Raw genomic sequence first — 2,199 nt, forward strand, 5'->3', positions numbered from 1 at the left:
TCTCTCACCAGGTGAGTCTCATCGCCGTCCAGGCGGGCGCGCTCCAGGTCTCTTCCGCCGATCCCGACGCACGACGCGGAGCCGGCATCATCCGCTCGCTGTCCGTGCGCACGCTCGACGAACTGCGTCAGATGGTGGGCGTCCTGCGCGCCGAGGGCGCTCCCACCCCGGGCGACAAGCCGCAACCCACCCTCGACGATTTGCCGCGCCTGCTCTCGGACAGCGACCTCCCGGCGGATCTGGTCACCGATGTCCGCGGCGAGCTCGCGCCGCCGCTGCAGCGGGCGGTCTACCGGACCGTCCAAGAGGGGCTGACGAACGCGCGGAAGCACGCCCCGGGGGCGCGCGTCCGAGTGAGCGTGCGGACGACGACGACGGCCGTGGACGTGGTCGTGCACAACGACGCCCCGATCGCCGAGGCACTCCCCCTGCCGTCGGGGGGCGCGGGGCTGAGAGGACTGCGCGAGCGCGCCGAGCTGCTGGGCGGACGCCTCGACGCCGGCGGCGAGCCCGACGGAGGATTCCGCCTCGCGGTGACGCTCCCGCGTCGCGAACCTGAGCGCTGAGGACGACCTCAGGACAGGCGAAGCTCCGCTTCGGACTTCGGGTACGTCCGACGCAACCACTCGCCGAACCCGGGCTGCGCCAGGCACGCCGAAGCCTCCTGGCACCGCACGACGGGGTCGTCGGCCGCGTAGGTGCGGTACACCTCGACCTTGGCATCCAGCACGTCCCCCGCGACGTTGACGGGCTGGTCCTGCGACGGATAGCCGAGGTAGTACGACATCGCCTCGGCCTCGAGACCCACCGCCGGGGCGGAGGCGCGCACGAGCGAGCCGACGCACGAGTGATCGGGGTGGTCGCCCTGCGCGAAGGCGCTCTCGTGCGGCACGTTCGTGCTCACCCGCCGCGGGCGGGCGGCGGCCATGAGTTCGGCCAGCGTCGCCGTCAGCCGCGGGAGATCGTACGCCGGACCACCGTCGATCGGCACGAGCTCGGTCGCGTCCCCGTTGATGAGCTGCGTCAGTCCGGCGTGGCCGGTAGCGGTGAAGCCCTTCGCGTCGAGACCGCCGTCGGGCAGACGCAGGACCGTGATGGACAGGCGCGGCTCGTCGGCCGGCACGAAACGCGTCACCCGTGCCCCGCTGAGGAGGGTGAGCTCGCGCTCGTCCCACTCTCCCGTCGCTCCGCGCATGAGGTCGTACGCCGCACGGATCCCCGCTTCCCGTTCTTGCGCGTACTCCAGGCCCTTGCCCGCATCGCCCGCCGTGACGTAGACGGCACGCACCGTGGCGCCCGCCGCGATCGAGTCGGCGAGACCGGGATTGGCGAAGATGATGTCGTCATCGGCGTGCGCCCAGATCGTCATCGCTGTGTCGATCCCCGGGGCTTCGAATGCCGGAGACAGTTCCGTCGGCGTCGCCGGCGGAGCGATCGACTGAAGGGGGGTCCACGCGCCCACCGGACCGCCGCTGCGGCGCAACTGTCGCACGAGCAGGGCGCCTCCGCCGAGCCCGGCGAGCGCCAATCCGCCGATGATCAGTCCCCGCCGCGTCACGCGGACGCGGCGGGCGTCGCGCGCGGATTTCTCCCGCTCGCCTTCCACCCCAGCAAGGTCGTCGTCCTGCACCGTGGCTCCGTCTCGTATCCCCCCGGGCCGAGCGGGCGACGGTTTCGGGTCGTCGGCGCTCGGCGTGACCTTCCGACGCTATCGCGCGCGCACCGAATACGCGGACAGTCCACGCGCCATGCCCACCGCGCGGCGGGGGAAAGGGGGCCGACCGGCGGGGTGGACCGCGCCCCGCCGCGCCCATCGTCCTCGTCGCGCGCGCTCAGCCGACACCTAGGCTCGGCCGGAACGCTTGGGGCCATGCAGACGTCTTCGCCGCCGCGGTCGCTGTCTCCCCTCGCCCTGCGCGTGCGCGCCGTGATGTGGGAGTGGGACCCGATCGGCGTCCGATCGATCGGAGACGGCTGGCCCGAAGACGAATACGACGACCTGCTCGTTCCGCTGATCGACGCGATCGCCGAGGATCCTCCCGTCGACCAGCTCGCCGACGAGTTACGGGAAGTTCTCGAGACCGACTACGGACTCCCCACCCCCGAGGGGAGCGTCGAAGTGGCCCGCACCCTGCTGGCGTTGCGGCACGAGGACGCACCGCGCCGCGGTTAACGCTCGCCTCCGGTTCACGCAAGCCC

Annotated in this window: 3 protein-coding genes; 2 read left to right on the forward strand and 1 reads right to left on the reverse strand. The window is 72.3% G+C overall.

Going from position 1 to position 2,199, the window contains the following annotated elements:
* A partial coding sequence (locus tag LQV45_RS27195) for a sensor histidine kinase (RefSeq protein ID WP_374208307.1) occupies positions 1-566 on the forward strand: 566 nt, incomplete at its 5' end.
* 8 nt (positions 567-574) lie between these two features.
* On the opposite strand, the gene LQV45_RS27200 is transcribed toward LQV45_RS27195, so the two are convergent.
* On the reverse strand, positions 575-1,630 hold the full coding sequence (locus LQV45_RS27200; RefSeq protein ID WP_230009902.1) for a PIG-L family deacetylase: 1,056 nt from the start codon (positions 1,628-1,630) through the stop codon (positions 575-577).
* A 240-nt stretch (positions 1,631-1,870) separates the two neighbouring features.
* Between LQV45_RS27200 and LQV45_RS27205 the strand changes: the two genes are divergently transcribed.
* Positions 1,871-2,173 carry a threonine aldolase family protein gene (locus LQV45_RS27205; RefSeq protein WP_230009905.1) on the forward strand — a complete coding sequence of 101 codons (303 nt, stop codon included), beginning with the start codon at positions 1,871-1,873 and terminating at the stop codon, positions 2,171-2,173.
* The last annotated feature ends 26 nt before the right edge of the window (positions 2,174-2,199 follow it).

Source organism: Microbacterium sp. Bi128 (assembly GCF_918698205.1).

What these genes read in the sequence shown, in the direction of transcription:
- LQV45_RS27205 (WP_230009905.1), top strand. Translation starts at nt 1,871, where the DNA reads ATGCAGACGTCTTCGCCGCCGCGGTCGCTGTCTCCCCTCGCCCTGCGC.